Raw genomic sequence first — 18,632 nt, 5'->3', positions numbered from 1 at the left:
CCCACGGAAGGGACGTGGTGGACAAGTGATCGAGCTGGCCGCGCTGTTCGCCGTCCTGGGAGCCGCCAGCAACGCCGCGGGCACCGCCTTCCAGCGCAAGGCGGCGTCCACGGTCGCGCGCGGCGGCGGTCTGCGGCTGATCCTGGAGCTGGCCCGGCGCCCGGCCTGGCTGATCGGGATCGCCGGAGTGGCCGGGGCCGCGCTGTTCCAGGCCCTGGCCCTGGTGAACGGGCCGCTCGCCCTGGTGCAGCCGCTGTTCATCCTGGAGCTTCCGTTCGCCCTGCTGATCGCGGTCCCGCTGCTGCACCGGCGGCTGCCCGGTCCGGGCTGGTGGGGCGTCGCCGGAGTCGTCGGCGGCCTCGCCCTGCTCCTCGGCGCGGCCGCTCCCAGCGGGGCCCGCCACCAGGCGAGCATGGCGCGGTGGATCCCGGCCCTGGTGCTGTGTCTGGGCGCGATGGCGGCGGCGGTCGTGCTGGCCCGCCCCGGACGCCCGCCGCTGTTCCGCGCCGCCCTACTCGGCTCCGCGTCGGCCGTCGGCAACGCCCTGACCGCGGCACTGCTGAAGTCGGCGACGGGCACGCTCGCCGACCACGGCTTCCGCGCGTTCCTCGGCGAGTGGCAGACCTACGGATTCGCGCTGACCGGCGTCAGCGCCGTCCTGCTGCTGGAGAACGCGCTGCAGGCCGGCTCGCTGGCGGCGTCGCAGCCCGCGCTGACCGTCGGGGACGCGGTGGTGAGCCTGGTCCTCGGTATCACCCTGTTCGGGGAGAGCGTCCGCACCGGCTGGTGGCTCGTGCCCGAGGTGATCGGAGGCGCGCTGATCCTGTGGGGTGTCCTGCGGCTGACCCGCGTCGTGCCCCACGTCCGGGAAGTCACCGGGTAGCGGCGCGTGTGAGTGCGGCAGGCGCGGTTACTCGGTGCACATGGCGCGGATACCTGGTTTTCATCACGAAGAGCGCGAGGCTCGTCCCGACGAGTCGCGAGAGCATGGCGACGGTTCGCGCGGGGAGCCCGGCACACCGTCCGCGGCGGGCACCGGGGGCGACGAGCGGTACGGGCCCGACCCGAGCGTGGAGCGCAGGGCGCCGGACGGTCCCACGAAGCTGCCGAAGCAGTCGTGGAAGGCGGCGATGCGCGGCACGCTGCGCGAGTTCAAGGACGACGAGCTGACCGACCGTGCGGCCGCCCTGACCTACTACGGCGTGCTGTCGCTCTTCCCGGCCCTGCTCGTCCTGGTGTCCCTGCTCGGTGTGGCCGGCAAATCGACCACCGACAAGCTGATGGACAACCTCAAGCAGCTGACTCCGGGGTCCGCCCGGGACATCATCACGAACGCCGTCCACCAGCTCCAGGGCAACGGCGGCACCGGCTCGTTCATGGCCGTCCTGGGTCTGGTCCTGGCGGTCTGGTCGGCGTCGGGCTACGTGGCGGCGTTCATCCGGACCGCCAACGCCGTCTACGACATGCCCGAGGGGCGTCCGGTGTGGAAGGTCCTGCCGGTGCGCGTCGGTGTGACCGTGGTGCTCATGGTCCTGGCCGTGATCAGCTCCCTGATCGTGGTCTTCAGCGGCGGCCTGGCCCGTCAGGCGGGCGCCGCCCTCGGTATCGGCGACACGGCGCTGACGGTGTGGTCGTTCGCCAAGTGGCCCGTCCTCGTCGTCCTGGTCATCGTCATGATCGCGATCCTGTACTGGGCCACGCCCAACGCCAAGGTCCGCGGCTTCCGCTGGATCACTCCCGGCAGCTTCCTGGCCCTCGTCATCTGGCTGATCGCCTCCGCCGGCTTCGCGTTCTACGTGTCCAACTTCGCCTCGTACAACAAGACGTACGGCACCATGGCCGGCGTCATCGTGTTCCTGGTCTGGCTGTGGATCAGCAATCTGGCGATCCTGCTCGGCCTGGAGTTCGACGCGGAGACGGCGCGCCAGCGGGCGGTGGCCGGCGGGCATCCCCCGGAGGAGGAGCCGTACGCCGAGCCGCGCGACACCAGCAAGTGGGACGACCAGGACCGGCGCCGGATGGAAAACCCGTGACCGCCACCCGCTGACGTCCGGGCGACCGGGCCTCACGGGCACCCCCGAACGCCGAGCGGCGCGAAGACAGCTGTGGGACCAGCCGGCTTCGCGCCGCTCGGTCCTGTCCCGCGGACGCCGGGCAGCGGCGCCCGCGGGAGCCGTCGGTCAGGCCCCCGGGTCCCGGTGGGGGCGGCTCAGCACGCGCACGCTGTGGGCGTCCAGGGTCAGCCGCACCCCCGCCTTGAACTCGGTCTCGTCGGCCTCCTCGCCGGCGGGATCGGCGGTGTCGGCCACCGTCCGCCACAGGTCGCCGAAGGCCGCGGGCGGCAGCCGGAACTGCACCGGCTCGTGCCAGGCGTTGAAGAGCACGAGGAACGAGTCGTCGCTCAACCGCTCGCCCTCCGGGCCGCGTTCACTGATGGCGTCGCCGCACAGGTAGACACCCAGCGCGTGGGCGTCGCCGCGCAGCCAGTCCTCGTCCGTCATGGCGTACGCGTCGGGACGCAGCCACACCACGTCCGCGCGCTCGGGCGGCGTGCCGTAGGCGGGCCCCTGGAGGAACCGGCGCCGGCGCAGCACGGGGTGCGCCCGGCGCAGCGCCACGATCTTCCGCGTGTACGCCAGCAGGCCGCGCTGTTCCTCGTCGAGGTCCCAGTCCACCCACGAGACCTCGTTGTCCTGGCAGTAGGCGTTGTTGTTGCCCTCCTGGGTGCGGCCGAACTCGTCCCCGTGCGCGAGCATCGGAACCCCCTGCGAGAGCAGCAGGGTGGTCAGCAGGTTGCGCTGCTGGCGGGCCCGCAGCCGCAGGACGCCTGGATCGTCGGTCGGGCCCTCGGCCCCGCAGTTGAAGGACCGGTTGTCGCTCTCGCCGTCGCGCCCGCCCTCACCGTTGGCCTCGTTGCGGCGCTCGCTGTAGGAGACGAGGTCGCGGAGGGTGAAACCGTCGTGGGCCACGACGAAGTTGACGCCGGCGCGGGGCCGCCGGCGGTCGCGCTGGTACAGGTCGGACGAGCCCAGCAGCCGGCCCGCCAGCTCGGCGACCGTGTGGTCGTCCCCGCGCCAGAAGCTGCGCACGGTGTCGCGGAACCGTCCGTTCCACTCGCTCCACAGCGCCGGGAAGTTGCCGACCTGGTACCCGCCGTCGCCGATGTCCCAGGGCTCCGCGATGAGCTTGACGCGGCTGATGACCGGGTCCTGCTGCACCACGTCGAAGAACGCCGACAGCCGGTCCACCTCGTGGAACTGGCGGGCGAGCGTCGCGGCGAGGTCGAAGCGGAAACCGTCGACGTGCATCTCGGTGACCCAGTACCGCAGCGAGTCCATGATCAGTTGCAGGACGTTGGGGTGGCGCATCAGCAGGCTGTTGCCGGTGCCGGTGGTGTCGAAGTAGTGGGCCGGGTCGTCGTCGACGAGACGGTAGTAGGTGCGGTTGTCGATACCGCGGAACGACAGGGTCGGCCCGTTCTCGTTGCCCTCGGCGGTGTGGTTGTAGACCACGTCGAGGATCACCTCGATGCCGGCCCGGTGCAGGGCCTTGACCATCGACTTGAACTCGTCGACCTGACCGCCCCGGCTGCCCGCCGAGGAGTAGGCGTTGTGCGGGGCGAAGAACCCGATGGAGCTGTAGCCCCAGTAGTTCGACAGACCCTGGCCGGTCAGGAAGCCGTCCTGGACGAACTGGTGCACCGGCATCAGTTCCACCGCCGTCACCCCGAGCCGCTGGAGATGGCCGACGACGGAGGGGTGCGCCAGACCGGCGTAGGTTCCGCGGATCTCCTCGGGCACGTCGGGGTGGAGCCGGGTCAGGCCCTTGACGTGGGCCTCGTAGATCACCGACTGGTGGTACGGCCGGTCGGGTGAACGGTCGCCCTCCCAGTCGTACCGGTGGTCGGTCACGACACCGAGGGGCACGTGGCCCAGGCTGTCGCGTTCGTCCGGCCGCCCGGGATCGTCAGGGCGGTGCCCGGCCAGGGAGGGGTGCCCGTCGATCTGGCCGTCCACGGCCGTGGCGTACGGGTCCAGGAGGAGTTTGGCCGGGTTGCAGCGCAGGCCCTCCGCGGGGTCCCAGGGGCCGTGCACGCGATAGCCGTAGCGCTGCCCCGCACGCACGTCCGGCAGGAAGCCGTGCCAGACGCCTCCGTCGGCCTCGGGAAGGGTGACGCGCCGCTCCCTGCCGTCGTCGTCGATCAGACAGAGCTCGACCTTCTCGGCGCACTCCGAGAACAGGGCGAAGTTCGTACCGGAGCCGTCGTAGGAGGCACCGAGCGGGTAGGGGCGTCCTGACCATGTCTGCATGAACGGCAGACAACCACGCCGCAGTTCGGACCGCGCGGCGACGCCCGGGACGCCGCCGTCAGGCCGCCGGACACCAGCCGAGGGCAGGACCGGGACGGGTGGCGATGTCGGTGAGGATCTGGACGTAGTCCTCGTGGCCGAAGGTGAACGGCAGCGCGAACGCGAGCTCGTCGATCTCCCGGAAGGCGGCGTGGGCGTGGCGCCGCTCGGCGATCTCGGCCGAGCTGCCGACCAGGTCGGGCGCGAACATCAGCCGGGCCGGTCCCTGCGGGGCGGCGGTCCGCGGCAGCCGCCCCGCCGCGTACCTCTCGTACCTGGCGCGCTGCTCCGCCGAGGCACTGTCGGTGGGGATGACGACGAGCCCCTGGGAGACGCGGGCGCGCGCACCGTCGGGATGGTGGGCGCGGAAGGCCCGTACGTGGGAGAGCTGTATCTCGGCGAAGTCCTCGGACTCCTCCGCCTTGACGACGCTGCTGGTCAGCAGGTTCATGCCGTGCCCGCCTGCCCACCGCGCCGACCGGAGGCTGCCGCCGCCGTACCACAGGCGCCGGCCGAGCCCCGGGGACTGCGGCTGGACCCGGTCCGAGAACACCTCGAAACCCTCGGTGCCGCTGAAGCCGGTGACGTCCCCGGCACCCTGTCGTACACCAGTACTCTTCCGATTGTCTCAAGTGATCGTCCTGCGGAGCGGCTGAATCCCGCGCCGCAGGGGAGACGGAGGGGCGGGCCGTGCTCCCGGCGGGCGGCCCGCCCGCCACAGCCGGCCGGACGACACGAGGAGACGCGCGCCATGGGGACCGCTGTACACGTCCCGCAGACCCGGGACATGATCGGGGAGGAGCTCTCCGGCGACGAGGCGCTGACCGCGCTGCGTCACTACGGCGGCCGCCGCCTGCTCATGGACGCGTTCTCCCGCTTCCGCTACGCCGACGGCTTCACCAGCGCGCGCTCCATGGGTTTCCAGGTGGTCCTCGGCATGGTGCCGTTCACCATCGCCCTGGTCGGCGTCGCCACCACGGTGCACACCGAGAGCGTCGGGCGGATCATCGAGCTCACCCTCGGCCGCATCGTGCCGGGCGCCAGCAGCGGCCTGGTCGAGGACGCGCTGGCGAAGACGCGGACCAATGCCGGTTCCGGGATCTGGAGCGCGGTCGCCATGTGGCTGGGCCTCGGCTTCGCGGTGCTCAACCTGGCCTCGGCGATGGCACAGGTCGAGCGGGGCGCCAACCGGATCTACGGCATCGAGCGCGACCGGCCCTTCCTGCGGAAGTACGGCCGGTCCCTGCTGCTCGCGCTCGCCGCCGGTATGCCCATGGTGCTGGGGTTCCTCGTCCTCGTGGCGGGCGAGGCCGTCGGGGAGTCGGTGGTGCAGACCTTCGGCTGGCCCGCTGACAGTCTCGACTGGTGGGGCGCGGTCCAGGTGCCGCTGGGCGTCGCGCTCGCGTGGGTGGCCTCGGCGGTGATCTTCCGCTGGGCGCCCCGCCGGGTCCAGCCGGGCTACACCTGGCTCGCGTTCGGTTCGGCCGTCCATCTGGTGCTGTGGATCGCCGCGACCTGGCTGCTCGCCCTGTACGTCGCCGAGAGCGGCTCCTTCGGCGCGCTGTACGGGCCACTGACGGCCTTCGTCGCGCTGCTGCTGTGGGCCAACCTGACCGGTGTCGCCCTCTTCCTCGGCATCGCCTTCGCCGCCCAGCTCGAAGCGGCCCGCGCCGGCCTCACCGACCCGGTGAGGCCGGACCCCGGACCGGGTCCGTGACGGCCGGGGCCGCGCCCGGGGCGGCAGCCGCGTGCGGCCGGGAGACGTAGCGGGGCCGGGAGACGTAGCGGGGCCGGGCCCGGGAGAGCCCGGCCCGGTCACCGCGCTCCGCCTCAGCGCCCCGAGGAGGCGGGGACCTCCGTGCGGTGGTCGTAGTACGCCCACGCGGTCACGGCCACCACCGCGGTGAGCCCGACGGTCACCACGCGCAGCGTGCCGGACGTCGTCAGCGCGACCAGCGCGGTGAGACCCGCCCCGGCCAGCATGATCACGCGGCTGAGAAAACGCTGCCACGGCCGCTGCGGTTCCTCGCGGTCCTTGAGATCGTGCAGCGCGTCGCCGGCCGGGTGCCGGGAGCCGCGGCGTACCCGCGCCCGGTACTGCAGGCCGTAGCTGATCACCACGTACAGCACGAGCGCGCCCAGCGCCCAGAGCCAGTTCTCGGGATCGCCACCTGTTCCTCGTGCCAGATACATGACACCTCTCCTCCCCAATGGCGTCCGTATGCCCGGGAAGACGCGGCACAGGCACCCGTTCAGTCCCGGGGGTTCCCCGCGTGCGGGGTGAGGACCAGGATCGCGACGTCGTCGCAGACGGTGGTGCCGAACCGTACGAGGTCCTCCCACAGAAGGCCGACGAGGGCGTCGGGCGCCGCGTCGGCGAAGGCGCTCAGCCGGTCGGCCAGCGGATAGAAGGCGCCTGCCGCGTCGCGGGTCTCGGTGACCCCGTCGGACGCCAGCAGCAGCCGGTCACCGGGATTCAGCGGCACCCGGCACTCGCGTGGGGGAGAGACACCGAGCAGCCCGACCCCGAGCGGCGCCGCCGGTTCCACGTCGAGTTCGACGGCCTTCCCTTCGCGCAGGAGCAGCGGCTGCGGGTGCCCGCAGGACACGAGCCGCACCACGTCGGCGTCCCGCGAGAACTCCAGGAGCACCGCGGTCGCGAACAGCTCCGTGTGCTCGGTCGAGGCCGAGTCCACCGACAGCCGGCGGTCGAGACGGCCCGCCACCGCCGTCAGGTCCCGTTGGTCCAGTACCGCTTCCCGGAACGCACCCAGCAGCGAGGCGACCGTCCCGACCGCCGACAGCCCGTGCCCCTGGACGTCGCCCATCACCGCCCGCACCCCGTGGGGGCCGTCGCGCACGTCGAAGAAGTCGCCGCCGACCAGCGTCCCGTCCTGCGCCGCCCGGTACAGGCCTGCGCAGCTCACGGGACCGATGCGCTCGGCGAGCGGCGGCAGGACGGCCAGCTGGACGGCCTCGGCGACACTGCGCACCGTCACCAGTTGCGCGTCGCGCCGGCTGCGCACCAGGGACACGAACACACTGAGTGCCGCGATGAACGTGATGGTCAACAGGTCCGTGTTGCCCGGGTGGTTGATGTGCAGGGCCGGGATGTTGAGCAGGCCGACCACGAGGCAGCCGAACGCGGCGGTCGCCGCCGGCCCGTAGGAGAGCACCGCCAGCGAGGGAATGGCGCCCAGCAGGAAGCCGATGTCCAGCGGCTGGCGGCTCACGAGTTCCGCGATGCCGACCCCCGCCAGTAGTACGACGGGCAGCGCCCGGACCCAGTACGGGGCCGGCGCACCGCGCAGCCAGCCGCGGTCCTCGCCCTCCCCGCGCCGGGGCATGGTCACACCCATGGAAGCCCTCCTCACCCACCACGCTCCTCCGTCCGCGCGCCCGGCGCACCCGGGTGGGGCCCGGACGCACCCGGGTGGGGCCCGGACGACTCCTCAGCGCGAAGGAAGCTTCACTGAGTGAACCCATCGGGCCGGGCCGGGCGGCCAGCCGGCCGCCGCCGGTGCCCGGTGCCCGGTGCCCGGTGCCGTGGTGCCCGGCCCGGGACCGTACGTCGCCGGCGCCGCCTCCCGCCCCGGGTCGCCCCCGACCGCGGCCGACCGGCCCGGACGGTTTCGTCCACGACGGTCGTCGGCGCCGCGGATCACCGACCGCGTCCGACGCCCCGTCAACTGTGGTGCGCCGCCGAGCGGGCGGAGGTGACGGGCGGGACGCTCGCGAACATCACCGCTTGCCGGGATTGCGATCATTGTCTGTTTAGCATGCAGAAGTTCGCCGCCCTGTCGTTCGACGTCCGGAAGTCATAGGGCCCCGCGCACGCCACCGTGAGAGGAGACCACATGACCCGAGCAGGCCGTCACCGACCGCTGCCGCCGCACACGCCCTCCCGCCACGACCCCGAACTGCGGACCGCCGCCCAGCACTTGGGACGCCGCCGCTTCCTCACCGTCACCGCCGCAGCCGCGGCCCTCGCCTTCTCCACCAACCTGCCGACGCCCGGCGCCGCCCGCGCCGCGGCACTCGACGCGGCGCGGATCACCGACGACCCCTTCACCCTCGGCGTCGCCTCCGGGGACCCGACGCCCAGCTCGGTGCTCCTGTGGACCCGGCTCGCGCCCTCCCCGTACGAGCCGGGCGGCGGACTGGCCGAGCAGTCCGTCCTCGTGCAGTGGGAGGTGGCGTCCGACGAGCGCTTCGCCCTGCTCGTCCGCACCGGCCTGGCCACAGCCTTTCCCGAGTACAACCACTGCCTGCACGTCGACGTCGACGGCCTCGCCGCCGACCGCGAGTACTTCTACCGGTTCAGGACCGGAACCTGGATCAGCGAGACCGGCCGCACCCGCACCGCGCCCGACACCGCGGCCGCCACGGCGAAGCTCACCTTCGCCGCGGTCTCCTGCCAGGCCTACCACGACGGCTACTTCACGGCGCACCGCCATCTCGCCGAGGACGACGTCGACCTCGTCTTCCACCTCGGCGACTACCTGTACGAGTACGCCGTGAACTCCGAGGGAGGCGCCCGCAAGTACACCGACCGCACCCTGCCCGACGTCTTCAACCGCGAGGCCAAGACCCTGGAGGACTACCGGCTGCGGTACGCCCTCTACAAGAGCGACCCGGACCTGCGGGCCTCCCACGCGGCGCATCCCTACATCGTGACCTGGGACGACCACGAGACCGAGAACAACTACGCGGGCGCCGTCGACGAGAAGAACGACCCACCGGAGGAGTTCCTGCTGCGCCGCGCCGCCGCCTACCGCGCCTACTGGGAGAACCAGCCACTGCGCGCCGCCCAGCTGCCGAGCGGCCCCGACGCGCAGCTCTACCGCCGCATCCAGTGGGGCTCACTGGCCCAGTTCGACGTCCTCGACACCCGGCAGTACCGCTCCGACCAGGCGTACGGCGATGTCCAGCACGTCCCCGGCCCCGAGTCCGACGCCCCAGAGCGCACCATCACCGGAGCCGCCCAGGAGGAGTGGCTGATCAACGGCTGGCGGACCTCGAACGCCCTGTGGAACGTGGTGCCGCAACAGGTCTGCTTCTCCCAGCGCAAACTCGATCTGAACGACCCGGCGAAGGTGTCCATGGACGCCTGGGACGGCTACCGCGCCTCACGCGACCGGGTGCTCGCCGGCGCCAGGTCGGCCGGCATCAAGAACCTGATGGTGCTCACGGGTGACGTCCACGTGGGCTACGCCTTCGACATCAAGGACTCCTTCGACGATCCGGGGTCCAGGACCATGGGCACGGAGATCGTCGCCACGTCCGTCGCGAGCGGCAAGGACGGCGTCGAGCGGCCGGACAACTGGGAGACGTACACGAAGGCCAACCCGCACCTGAAGTTCTACGACGGCCGGCGCGGCTACGTACGCGTCGGACTCGGCCGCGAGTCCGCCCGCGCCGACTTCAGAACCGTCTCCGCGGTGACGACGCCGGGCGCGGCGATCACGACGGCCGCGTCCTTCGTCACCGAGGCGGGCAACCCCGGCCTCAAGCCGGCGTGAAGTGAGCGGGCGGGTGGAACCCCCGGAACTCCGGCGGAGCGTCCGGGCTCCGCCGGGCGGGCCCTTCCTGTCGGCCAATGCGCGGAACGGACGGAAAGCAGACATCAGCTGAGTGGTTTTCGGCAAAACCTACGGTTTCGACGCCTTTCCGCTCCGAACCCGAGGAGACACCGATGGTCCACAGATACGCCGGCGCAGGCTGTGCCGCCCTGACCGTGCTCGGCACGCTCGCACTGGCGGGACTGCCCGCGACCGCGGCCGCCGACCCCGTGCCGGCGCCCGGTCCCTCCGCCGCCCGGACGCTCGGCGCCGACCGGCCGTCGACGACGCTGCTGCGCGCCCTGCAGCGCGATCTCGGCCTGACGGCCGCTCAGGCCAGGACCCGGCTGGTGAACGAGGCGGAGGCCGGCACCCGCGCGGGGCGGCTGCAGAACTCCCTGGGCAAGCACTTCGCGGGAGCCTGGGTGAAGGGCCCGACCTCCGCCGACCTCACCGTCGCGACCACCGACGCCGCCGATGTCGCCGCCATCAGGGCCGGCGGCGCCGAGGCCTCGGTCGTGAAGCGGGGACTGGCCGACCTCACCGCCGCCAAGGAGAAGCTGGACCGCGCGACGGCCGGCGCCAAGGCCCTCGACACGCCGGTCAGGTACGTCGACGTGCGGACCAACCAGGTGACCCTCCAGGCGACGAGCCGGGCGGCGGCGGACGCGCTCGTCGCGGCCGCCGGAGTGGACCGCGCCCTCGTGGACGTCCGGGTGTCACCGGACCGGCCGCGGCTTCTGCACGACGTGCGGGGCGGCGACGCGTACTACATCGACGACCAGGCCCGGTGCTCCGTCGGGTTCTCCGTCACCAAGGCCGAACAGCAGGGCTTCGTGAGCGCCGGGCACTGCGGGAAGGCGGGCGCCACGACCACCGGGTTCAACAAGGTGGCACAGGGGACCTTCCAGGGCTCCGTCTTCCCCGGCCACGACATGTCGTGGGTGGCCGTCACCAGCGACTGGACCGCGACGCCCAACGTCAAGGGCGAGGGGGAGCAGAACGTCGAGATCGCCGGCTCCGTGCAGGCTCTGGTGGGCGCCGCGATCTGCCGCTCCGGGTCCACCACCGGCTGGCACTGCGGCACGGTCGAGGAACACGGCACCAGCGTCACCTACGCCCAGGGCACCGTCGACGGCGTGACCCGGACGACGGTGTGCGCCGAACCGGGCGACTCCGGCGGCTCGTACGTCTCCGGGGCGCAGGCCCAGGGCGTCACCTCGGGCGGCTCCGGGGACTGCACGAGCGGCGGGACGACCTTCTACCAGCCGGTCAACCCGCTGCTCAGCGAATACGGGCTGACACTCAGGACCGGTACGGCGCAAGGCGGTACGCCCACCGCGCAGGAGGGCCAGGACGGCTGGTCGGCGGGCCGGGTCTACGACACCGGGACGCGGGTGAAGTACGACGGCGTCACCTACCAGTGCCTCCAGGCGCACCAGGCGCAGGGCGCATGGCAGCCCGCGCTCACCCCGGCGCTGTGGCAGCGCCTGTGACGGCGTAGCCGCGGGAGGCGCCACCCCCTCGGACGCCGGCCGGGCTGACGCACCTCGGCCTTCCGGCGTTCGAGGAGCCGCGGCGCCTACTCGGCCAGCAGCGCGTACGCGGTGGGGACGAAGGCGTCGCGGGCGCGGAAGCGGCGCGTGCACACGGCGGCCAGTGCCGTGCCGGTGCCGGGGTGGAAACCGAGGAAGGCCTGCTGCCCGAGTGTCGCCCCGCAGTGGAAGTACATCGGCCCGCGGTCGGTGGGGTGCTGGAACCAGGCCACCGTGTGGAGGTGCCGGTGCCCGAGGCCGCGCCGGAGCACGGGGCGGCGTACCGCCCGCAGCGCCCCGGCCAGGGGCGAGGCGGAAGGATCGAGATGCGCCTCGAGGAAGGTGAGCAGGTCGTGCGGGGTGGCCCGGACCGCACCGGCCGCCTGGAACCCGCCGACGGCCAGCGGCGGCGTCGGGGTCGCGCCGTCCCTGCGGTGCCCGGTGGCGTCCGTGCCCGGGCCCTTGGCGTGCAGCGCGACCTCGCCCAGCCGCAGCGGCCCGAGCACATGAGCCGTGAGCAGGTCCTCCCACGGGGTCGCGGTGGCCGCCGCCAGGGCGTGCCCGAGCACCGAGACGGCGAAGTTGGAGTAGTGCCAGCGGGTGCCGGGGCGGTGCCGTGGCCGGTGCCGCAGAAACGCGTCGATCACGCGCCCGGCCGGATAGCCGGCGTACGGGTTGGAGCGCCAGGTGGGCAGCGCCCGGAGGAAGAAGTCGGCCGGCAGCGCGGGCAGCCCGGACGTGTGGGTGATCAGGTGCGCGAGCGTGACGGGGTCCCGGGAGGGCGGGCGGCCCGGATCCAGCAGGGCGGCGGCCGGTTCGCCGCCGGACAGCACACCCGACTGCGTCAGCCGGGCGAGGAGCAGCCCGGTGAACGTCTTGGAGGCCGAGCCGATCTCGTAGCGCAGGTCGGCGCGGTGCACGGGCGGGAGCGGTGCCGTGCCTCCGCAGCGCACGGTGCGGCGCCCGTGCCGGGACAGGGCGAAGACGACGTCGGGCGCGTCCACGGCACCGACGGCGGCATCGAGCCGCCACCGCACCGCCTCGTCGTCCGCGGACCCGTCCGGCGGAGCGCCGCGGGGCGGGAGCGTGTCGGCGGCGCCGAGGAGCACGTCGCCCGGCCAGGGCGCGGGGCGGGCGGTCATGCCGGGGCCGTCGCCAGCCGCGACAGTGCGCGGGACGTGGCGAGCACCGAGGCGAAGGCGGCGACCAGGGTCGGATGGTAGACGAGGTCGAACACCTCGTCGGGCTCGCCCTGCGGCATGGTGCGCACGGCGGGCATCGCGCCGTCGGGCTGCTGGGCCGCGGCGAAGCCCTCCCAAGCCCGCTCGTCGAGCGTGGGGCGCGGCAGACAGGCGTCGACCACGAGCAATTCGCCGAGCAGGTCCCAGCGTTGCAGGTCCAGCCAGTCGTCCAGCCAGACCGGCAGCCACAGGGCGAGGTAGTCCGCGATGTCCGCGGGCAGTGCCTCGGGTTTCTCGCCCCAGTCGGTCAGGTGGAAGACGGTGTGGGTGATGTCGTACGCGATGTGCCCTTCCACGGTCCAGGGCTCGGGGGTGCGTCCCAGCCAGGTCCCGCCCACGACGTCCGCCTCCGGCGGTCGGGGCGGCAGCCCGAAGCGGCGCTGGAACGCGGAGAGTCCGAGGCGGCGTACGGGCCGCGCCTCGAAGGCGGCGCAGCTCAGCAGCCGGTGGTTGAGCCGGACCGCCTCCTCGAGCCCGGGATGGCTGTAACCGAGTTCCTTGAACGGGAGGTACACCTCGAACGGGACGGGGGAGACGGGCTCGATGCGCTGCCCGTGCAGAAGCAGCCGGCCGCCGTCGAGCGTGTTCCGCCAGGCGTGGTCGAGCAACTGCCGTGCCAGCTCGGCCTGCCGGGACCCGGCCACCCCTTCCCGGAACAGCACCTTGCAGATCAGGGCGAGTTCACCGACCGGCTTGAAGCGGTCGAGGAAGCCCACCTCGGGGTCGACGTCGGGCTCCAGCCGGAACCCCTCGCGGTGGGCGTGCAGCCATTCGACGGCGCCGACTCCGACGGTGTGGATCAGGCGGGTACTGGTCATCCCGGCGCTCCTTGTCCGCTCCGGTCCTGCCGCGCCGCGTGCTCAAGGGGGCGCGGACCGCCCGGCGCCGCGTCCTCGGTGCCGTTCCCGCCGAGGCGGCCGGTGGTGAGCGCGGCGGCGAAGGCCGCCATCAGCGTCGAGTGGTAGCAGTACCGGAAGCCCTCCGCCGCAGCCCGTCCCTCCCGCCCCCGACCGACTTCGGGTACGGCGCCGGTGGCGTCCTGGGCCGTCGCGAGTCTGCTCCAGGCGTCCTGGAGCACCGCCGGCTCGGGCAGCCGGGGCAGACTCGCCGCCACGGCCAGCAGTTCGAAGCTCAGGTCCCACTGCTCGTCCTCCAGGCAGGTGTCGAGCCAGGGCGGGAGCCAGTGCCGCAGATAGGCGGCGACCGAGGGGGGTACGCCCTGGGGTACCAGACCCCAGTCGGTGAGGTGGAAGACCACGTGGGTCAGCGTGTATCCGGCGGCGCGTTCGAAGGTCCACGGCTCGGGCAGGCCGCCCAGCCAGGTGTGCCGAAGGGCCTGCGCGGGGTCCGCGTGCTCCGGGATCCCGCTGCGGCGCTCGGAGTTGAGCACACTGAGCCGCCGGTTCGGCTCCTGCTCCGTCACCCGCCAGCCGCGGGTGCGGGCCACCGTCGCGGCGGCGCTCTCGTAGCCGGGGTGCCGCAGGCCGGCGGACGCGAACGCGGCGTAGACCTCCAGCGGATAGGTCGCGAAGGGTTCGAGACGCTGCAACTCGCCGAAGAGGGAGCCGTTCCCGGTCTGCCGCCACGCGAACTCCAGCAGGTCGGAGGCGGTTTCGTGCAGCGGGTCGCCGGGAGCGGTGGTCCGGCGGACGCAGACGCACACCTGGGCCAGTTCCCCGAGGGGTTTCCAACTGGTGTTCACGTCCCCGTACGCGGCGAGTGCGCCCTCGTCGAGCCGGAATCCCCCGCGGTTGGCGGAGACCCAGGCCAGCGCGGCCTCGCCCACCCCGCGGACGTCGAGCGCCCTCACACCGGTGCTCCGGCCCGCATCAGCCGCGCCGCCGTGACCTGGAGGGCGACCCGTGGGTCGTCCTGACCCATCTGGGCCACGAATTCGAGACCGGTCTCCAGACCCAGGGTGTCCGGCACCCCGTCGAGCAGGACCAGCCAGCGCCCCGCGCCTGCCGCCTGCAGCCAGTCGCGGCGGCGGACCGCCCGGACGAAACCGCGGGCGACGTCGACGGGCCGGCTCCGGGCCGCGCGGAACACCGCGCAGTCACCCGCGGGGACCGCGAGCGGTGCCAGCACCGCGAGTTGATGGGTGAGGAACTGCCACGACGCGTCGTCGAGCCAGGTCCCGTCGGGTTCGAGATGGTCCGCGGGGGCGCCGTCGAAGGACGCGTCCAGCCGCATCAGCGTCCGCCGCATCGCCCAGTGGCTCCACGCCGAGGTGGGGGAGGCGCCGGCCGGAGGCGGATAGGCCTGTACGGCCCTGTCGAAGACGGCCAGGTCCTCGCGGTCGGCCGGGGCGCGGTGCAGGACGGCCGGCAGAAGTACGTCGGCTCCCAGGACGCGTACGGCGGCCAGCGCGGGATCGCCGCTCGCCCCGGCCGGGTCGCGTGCCGTCACCTTGCCGGACAGTCGGAAAGGGTCCCCGCCCCCAAGGGCGGAGACCACGTCCGAAGCAAGGTCCCGCACAGCGCCCGGCAATCGGGTCGGCGTGCTCGACTGCTCCATTCAGCTTCCCCCGTCAGCCCTTCTTCGGCCGCGGCGTCGGAGGCGACAGCAGAAGGCTGCCGGATCCCGAGACCAGGGCGAGTGCGGCGCACTCACGGCTGTCACGGAACTGGCCGTCGGCCTCGGCCGGGTCGAGGGCCGCCTCTACGTCGATGCCCTGGACTTCGGTGATGTCGTCGGTCAGAAACTCGGTGGAAGACATACCACCACTCCTTCACGAGAGATACGTAGTTCTCCATCTCCAAGTTGAACGCCTCGGGCGGAGATGCGCAAAAGGAACGCGGCTGCCCTGTGGGGGCAAGGGATTTCCGGGCTCCGCCCACCGGGAATTCCCGGGCTGCGACCGGGAAATGATTGAACGACCGAAATTTGAAAGCAGAACCGTGAGTGGCGAGGAGTTTCCGAAGGGACGGCGTCTTGAGCTGACGAGAAATCAATATGCGTACCTGCGGCGGCAGTTGGTCCCGCAATTCGCGCTCGGTGTCCGTGACCCGAGGTGACGCACGAGCACGAACCTCAGGGCAGTGGTTGTTCCGCCCAGATGACCTTCCCCGCGGGCGTGTAACGGGTGCCCCAGCGGTCGCAGAGCTGGGCGACCAGGAACAGACCGCGCCCGCCCTCGTCCGTGCTCGCCGCGTAGCGCAGGTGGGGCGAGGTGTTGCTGCTGTCGAAGACCTCGCACACCAGACTGCGGTCGCGCAGCACCCGGACCCGGATGGGGGCACCGCCGTACCGGATCGCGTTGGTGACCAGCTCGCTCAGGACCAGCTCCGTGGTGAAGACCATGTCTTCCAGACCCCACTCCGCCAGCCGCCGGGTGACCGAGGCGCGCACCTCACCGACGGCCGCCGGGTCGCTCGGCACCTGCCACTCGGCGACGCGGTCGGCCCCCAGCGCCCGGGTGCCGGCCACGATCAGGGCGATGTCGTCGCTGGGACGGGCCGGGAGCAGGGCGTCGAGGACGGCCCGGCAGGTGTCCTCCGGCGACCGGTCCGCCCGGGCCAGCGCGGTGCCGAGCAGGGTGAGCCCGGCGTCGATGTCCCGGTCGCGGTCCTCGACGAGCCCGTCCGTGTAGAGCACCAGCCGGCTGCCCGCCTCCAGTTCGAGCTCGGCCGTCTCGAACGGCAGGCCGCCCACACCCAGCGGGGGACCGGCCGGCACCTCGGGGAACGTGACCGTGCCGTCGGGACCCACCAGCGCCGGCGGGGGATGGCCCGCCCGGGCGACGGTGCACCGCAGCGTGACCGGGTCGTAGATGGCGTACAGGCACGTGGCGCCGGTGATCGCCGCGGCGCTGTCCTCCGCGGCCTCGTCCTGGTCGATGCGGCCGACCAGTTCGTCGAGGAGCGCGAGGAGTTCGTCGGGCGGCAGGTCCAGGGCGGAGAAGTTGTGGACGGCGGTGCGCAGCCGCCCCATGGTGGCCGCGGCGTGCAGCCCGTGACCGACGACGTCCCCCACCACGAGCGCCACCCGCGCGCCGGACAGCGGCAGCACGTCGAACCAGTCCCCGCCCACACCCGCCTGCGCGGGAAGGTAGCGGTAGGCGATCTCCAGGGCGCTCTGCTCGGGCAGGTTGCGTGGGAGCAGGCTGCGCTGGAGCGTCACCGCCATCGTGTGCTCGCGGGTGTAGCGGCGCGCGTTGTCGATGGAGACCGCGGCCCGCGCGACCAGTTCCTCCGCCAGGGCCACCTCCTCCGCGTCGAAGGCCTCCGGCTTTTCCGACCGCCAGAAGTTGACCACTCCCATCACCAGCGGTCCCACCCGCACCGGCACGGTGATCAGCGAGTGGATCCCGTACTCCACCACCTGCGCGGAACGCTCCAGGTCCTGGGCGAGCCAGCCCGGCGCCCGCTTCAGGTCGGGCTCCACGAGGGCCTGGCCGGTGCGCAGGCTGCGCGCCTGCGGCGAGGTGTCCACGAAGGCGATGCGCTCGCCCACCGGGTACAGGGGCGCGTCCTTGCGGATCCCACCGGACGCCGTGCGGTGCAGTTCGGCGATGACGTCCGGTTCCTCGCCGTTCAGTACCGCGTCGGCCAGGTCCACGGTGACGAAGTCCGCGAACCGCGGCACGGCCACCTCGGCCAGTTCCTCGCAGGTGCGGGCCACGTCCAGGCTGGAGCCGACGCCGACCCCGGCGTCGTACAGGAGCTTCAGGCGCTCCCGTGCCACGTCGGCCCGGCCGGACAGGGCACGCAGCTCGGTGGAGTCGCGCAGCGTCGCGACACTGCCGGGCGGGCCGCCCCTGAGGTCGGTGGGACGCTGGTTGATCGCCAGCAGCCGGTCCCCGACCAGACGCACCTCGTCCGTGGCGACGCGCCCCGAGGCCAGCAGGTCCGCGGTGCCGGGGTCGAGGCCGAGCTCCGAGACGTGCCGCCCCTCGGCGTCCTCGGGCAGGCCGAGCAGCCGGTGCGCCTCGTCGTTGGCGAGCAGCAGCCGCCCCTCGCCCCCGGCGATGATCACGCCCTCCCGGACGGCGTGCAGCACCGCGTCGTGGTGTTCGTACATCCGGGTCATCTCGTACGGGCCGAGGCCGTGGGTCTGGCGCAGCAGCCGTCTGCTCACGAGCGCCGTGCCCGCCGTCGCCAGGACGAGCGCCGCGCCCGCGGCGGCGATGAGGATCGGCAGCTGCCGGTCGGCGGCGCCGCCCACGTTGGCGGTGGTGATGCCCGCCGACACCAGGCCCGCGACCGAGCCGTCGGCAGCCCTGACCGGCACCACGGCCTGCACGAGCGGACCGATCGTGCCCGTGATCTCCTCGGTGAAGGACCGGCCGGCCAGCGCGGGCGCGAGAGTTCCGACGAACTTCTTGCCGATCCGGTCCGGTTTGGGGTGTGTGTAGCGGATCCCGTCGGTGTTCAGCACGACGACGAAGTCCACCTTGGACTGCTTGCGGGCCGCCTCGGCCCGCGGCTGGAGCACCGCGGTCGGGTCCGGGCTGCGCAGGGCCTCAAGCGTGCCCGGCGCGTTGGCGAACGTCTCGGCGACGGCCAGCGAACGGTTGCGGGCCTCCTGCGTGCTGTCGTGCCGCACCTGGAGCACCAGCGCCAGCACCGCGGAGAGGACCAGCATCAGCACGATGACCACCTGGAACACGAACACCTGGCCCGCGACGCTGCGTCCGCTCAGCGCCGACCACAGCCGGGCGCCGGGCCCGCGTCCGCCGGGCCCGTGCGGGCCGCGCGGCCCGGACGAGCCGTGCGCGTCCTGCCCTGACCATCCCGTGTGCGTGTCGCGAGCACGCCCGCGCCCGGGGCGCGGAGCGTCGAGCCGGCGGGTCGACCGAGCCCGGGATCGACCCCTTAGTCGGACCATGTGCCCATGTCTACACTGCCGGGCGCCAGGAGGCGAGAGGGCCACAGGCGGGCTGACGAGAGCCGCCGCCGCCCCCGCGCGACCGGTTGCGGACCCGTCGGGCCGCCGTACGGGACA

Annotated in this window: 14 protein-coding genes and 1 pseudogene; 5 read left to right on the top strand and 10 right to left on the bottom strand. The window is 72.9% G+C overall.

Translation table 11 applies throughout. The annotated features are described in order from the left end of the window. The first annotated feature begins 25 nt into the window (after window positions 1-25). Both AC069T_RS15750 and AC069T_RS15745 read left to right on the top strand, forming a co-directional pair. Window positions 26-883, top strand: a complete 858-nt coding sequence (locus AC069T_RS15750; RefSeq protein WP_478783273.1) for a DMT family transporter — start codon at window positions 26-28, stop codon at window positions 881-883. A 40-nt stretch (window positions 884-923) separates the two neighbouring features. Continuing rightward, window positions 924-2,033, top strand: a complete 1,110-nt coding sequence (locus tag AC069T_RS15745; protein ID WP_478783272.1) for a YihY/virulence factor BrkB family protein — start codon at window positions 924-926, stop codon at window positions 2,031-2,033. Window positions 2,034-2,180: 147 nt separating this feature from the next. Here AC069T_RS15745 and glgX read toward each other — a convergent pair whose 3' ends face one another. Both glgX and AC069T_RS15735 read right to left on the bottom strand, forming a co-directional pair. Then, window positions 2,181-4,310, bottom strand: coding sequence for a glycogen debranching protein GlgX (gene glgX, locus AC069T_RS15740; protein ID WP_478783271.1), 2,130 nt, complete (start codon window positions 4,308-4,310; stop codon window positions 2,181-2,183). A gap of 58 nt (window positions 4,311-4,368) precedes the next feature. Next, window positions 4,369-4,932, bottom strand: a pseudogene (locus AC069T_RS15735) (LLM class flavin-dependent oxidoreductase); the annotation flags it as partial. A 168-nt stretch (window positions 4,933-5,100) separates the two neighbouring features. Here AC069T_RS15735 and AC069T_RS15730 point away from each other — a divergent pair. Next, window positions 5,101-6,066, top strand: a complete 966-nt coding sequence (locus AC069T_RS15730; protein WP_478783270.1) for a YihY/virulence factor BrkB family protein — start codon at window positions 5,101-5,103, stop codon at window positions 6,064-6,066. A gap of 113 nt (window positions 6,067-6,179) precedes the next feature. Here the strand turns inward: AC069T_RS15730 and AC069T_RS15725 are convergent, their stop codons facing one another. Together AC069T_RS15725 and AC069T_RS15720 are read right to left on the bottom strand one after the other, a co-directional pair. Beyond that, window positions 6,180-6,542, bottom strand: a complete 363-nt coding sequence (locus tag AC069T_RS15725) for a hypothetical protein (RefSeq protein ID WP_478783269.1) — start codon at window positions 6,540-6,542, stop codon at window positions 6,180-6,182. Window positions 6,543-6,601: 59 nt separating this feature from the next. After that, a complete protein-coding gene (locus AC069T_RS15720; RefSeq protein ID WP_478783268.1) occupies window positions 6,602-7,708 on the bottom strand; it encodes a PP2C family protein-serine/threonine phosphatase in 1,107 nt (368 codons plus the stop codon). A gap of 498 nt (window positions 7,709-8,206) precedes the next feature. Here AC069T_RS15720 and AC069T_RS15715 point away from each other — a divergent pair, with 498 nt between their 5' ends. Together AC069T_RS15715 and AC069T_RS15710 are read left to right on the top strand one after the other, a co-directional pair. Beyond that, entirely contained in the window at window positions 8,207-9,871 is a 1,665-nt protein-coding gene (locus tag AC069T_RS15715) for an alkaline phosphatase D family protein (protein WP_478783267.1), read from the top strand. A gap of 173 nt (window positions 9,872-10,044) precedes the next feature. Next, entirely contained in the window at window positions 10,045-11,406 is a 1,362-nt protein-coding gene (locus AC069T_RS15710) for a carbohydrate-binding protein (RefSeq protein WP_478783266.1), read from the top strand. An 86-nt stretch (window positions 11,407-11,492) separates the two neighbouring features. Here the strand turns inward: AC069T_RS15710 and AC069T_RS15705 are convergent, their stop codons facing one another. The 6 genes from AC069T_RS15705 to AC069T_RS15680 all read right to left on the bottom strand — a co-directional run bounded on the left by AC069T_RS15705 (window position 11,493) and on the right by AC069T_RS15680 (window position 18,515). Further along, window positions 11,493-12,587 carry a serine hydrolase domain-containing protein gene (locus AC069T_RS15705; RefSeq protein WP_478783265.1) on the bottom strand — a complete coding sequence of 365 codons (1,095 nt, stop codon included), beginning with the start codon at window positions 12,585-12,587 and terminating at the stop codon, window positions 11,493-11,495. Continuing rightward, a complete protein-coding gene (locus AC069T_RS15700) occupies window positions 12,584-13,504 on the bottom strand; it encodes a DUF6895 family protein (RefSeq protein WP_478783264.1) in 921 nt (306 codons plus the stop codon). The genes AC069T_RS15705 and AC069T_RS15700 overlap by 4 nt, the downstream gene beginning before the upstream one ends. Continuing rightward, entirely contained in the window at window positions 13,501-14,496 is a 996-nt protein-coding gene (locus tag AC069T_RS15695; protein ID WP_478783263.1) for a DUF6895 family protein, read from the bottom strand. Before AC069T_RS15695 ends, AC069T_RS15700 begins: the two co-directional genes overlap by 4 nt. Next, window positions 14,493-15,203 (bottom strand): hypothetical protein, encoded by a 711-nt coding sequence (locus tag AC069T_RS15690; RefSeq protein ID WP_478783262.1) that lies wholly within the window; start codon window positions 15,201-15,203, stop codon window positions 14,493-14,495. Before AC069T_RS15690 ends, AC069T_RS15695 begins: the two co-directional genes overlap by 4 nt. Before the next feature lie 13 nt (window positions 15,204-15,216). Then, window positions 15,217-15,405 (bottom strand): hypothetical protein, encoded by a 189-nt coding sequence (locus tag AC069T_RS15685; protein ID WP_476752777.1) that lies wholly within the window; start codon window positions 15,403-15,405, stop codon window positions 15,217-15,219. A gap of 314 nt (window positions 15,406-15,719) precedes the next feature. Further along, complete coding sequence (locus AC069T_RS15680; protein WP_478783261.1) at window positions 15,720-18,515, bottom strand: SpoIIE family protein phosphatase; 2,796 nt, start codon at window positions 18,513-18,515, stop codon at window positions 15,720-15,722. Between the last annotated feature and the right edge of the window lie 117 nt (window positions 18,516-18,632).

The sequence above is a fragment of the Streptomyces sp. NPDC043867 genome, from assembly GCF_056435845.1.
Note: the sequence above shows the minus strand (reverse complement) of the source record. Positions and strands in the feature narration are given on the sequence as shown.